Source organism: Microbacterium sp. CPCC 204701, assembly GCF_004010105.1.
GTDB lineage: Bacteria > Actinomycetota > Actinomycetes > Actinomycetales > Microbacteriaceae > Microbacterium.
Window position 1 is genome coordinate 1 of record NZ_RRYE01000519.1, and the last position, 1,665, is coordinate 1,665.

At 72.6% G+C, this 1,665-nt stretch carries 1 protein-coding gene and 1 pseudogene; both read right to left on the minus strand.

The features are described from left to right. Positions 1-780, minus strand: a pseudogene (locus tag EIO58_RS17435) (hypothetical protein); the annotation flags it as partial. After that, positions 756-1,665, minus strand: a 910-nt coding sequence (locus EIO58_RS17440) for an ABC transporter ATP-binding protein (RefSeq protein WP_240658984.1), incomplete at its 5' end; no start/stop codon positions are given. The pseudogene EIO58_RS17435 and the gene EIO58_RS17440, both read right to left, overlap by 25 nt.

The following is a 1,665-nucleotide window of genomic DNA, read 5'->3' on the forward strand; positions in this document are numbered from 1 at the left end:
GGTCGTGGTGAGCAGCCGCTTCACCGCCCACGCCCACAGCAGCGCGAGCACGGCAACGGTCGCGACCGCCACGACTCCGGGGAGACCCGCGTCGCCTCCGGCCGCGACCCGCCCCGGCAGCGCCCAGGCGGCGCCGAGCGGGGTGACCGCCAGCGCTGACACCGCTTCGAGGAGCTGTGGCGGCACCGCGCGCCGCCACTCCAGCGACGCGAGGAAGACCCCGACGGGGACCAGGACGACGAGCACCACCAGCACGAACAGACCTGAGAGCTCGCGCGAGCGGCGATCGCGGAGATACAGCGCCGTGAGCGCCATGCACACGCGTGCGAGCAGGGCGCACGTCAGGATGCCCAGCACGATTCCGCTCGCTGCGACCACGGCCGGCACGCCGTGATCGGCCCACACGATCGCGGCGCACACCGAGACCGCGGTCAGCACCATGATGGGAACGCTGATAAGGCCGACCGCCGCGAGGACGACCGCGAGGCGCCCCCGACTCAACCCGAACAGCGCGAATCGCCGCGGGTCGAGCGGATCCTCCACGCCGGCGATGAGCGGTGCCAGTGCGAAGCCGAGGGTCACCCCGGCGCCGCCGAGCACGGTCACCGCGAGGACGGCATCGGGGTCGGCATCGCGCATCGTGAGCATCGCCCAGCATGCGGCGGCGGTCGCGGCGGCCAGCACCACGAGCGCGGCGACGACGCGCACCACGTGACGGACGTCGCCGCGAAGCGCGCCGAAGAGCAGTGCGAGCCTCAGTCGGAGAACGTGTGCAGCCACTCCAGGCCCTCCACGTCGCTGAGGCCGCCGGCGAGCTCGACGAAGCGCTGCTCGAGGGTGAGCTCGCCGCGCACCTCGTCGACCGTGCCCTCGGCGAGCACCTGACCGGCCACGATCACCGCGACACGCGAGCACACTCGCTCGACGAGGTCCATGCCGTGGCTGGAGAGGATCACCGTGCCGCCGTGCGCCACGTAGGTCGAGAGGATGTCGAGGATGACGGCGCTCGAGACCGGATCGACGGCTTCGAACGGCTCGTCCAGAACCAGCAGTCGCGGGGAATGGATGAGCGCGCCCGCGAGCATGACCTTCTTGAGCATGCCCGCCGAGTAGTCCGAGACGCTGCGCCCGAGTGCGTCCTCCAGGTCGAATGCCCGCGCGAGGTCGGCGGTGCGGCTCTCGACGACGGCCGGCCGAAGTCCGCGGAGCACGCCGTAGTAGTAGAGCAGCTGGCGTCCGGTGAGCCGGTCGAACGTGCGCAGGCGGTCCGGCAGCACACCCATGAGCTTCTTCGCCGCGAGGGGCTTGGCCGTGGCGTCGATCTCCCCGACGCGGATCGTGCCGCGGTCCGGCTCGAGCAGACCCGCGATCATCGACAGCGTCGTCGTCTTGCCCGCCCCGTTGGGACCGACCAGCCCGTAGAAGGTGCCCGCGGGAACCGTGAGGTCGATGCCTTCGACGGCATGCGTGCTGCCGAACCGCTTCGTCACGCCGCGCAGCACGAGCGCGTCGCCCGCTGTTCCGGGGGTGGGCGCAGGTGCGGGTGCCCGCTCCGGCTGCGCGGCGGACGGCGGTGCGGCTCGGGCGTCCGTCGTTGCGCCGGGCGCTTCAGGAGCAGCGACGGGATGCTCGGGTGCGGCCGGGGGCTCGGGAACGGCGACGGGG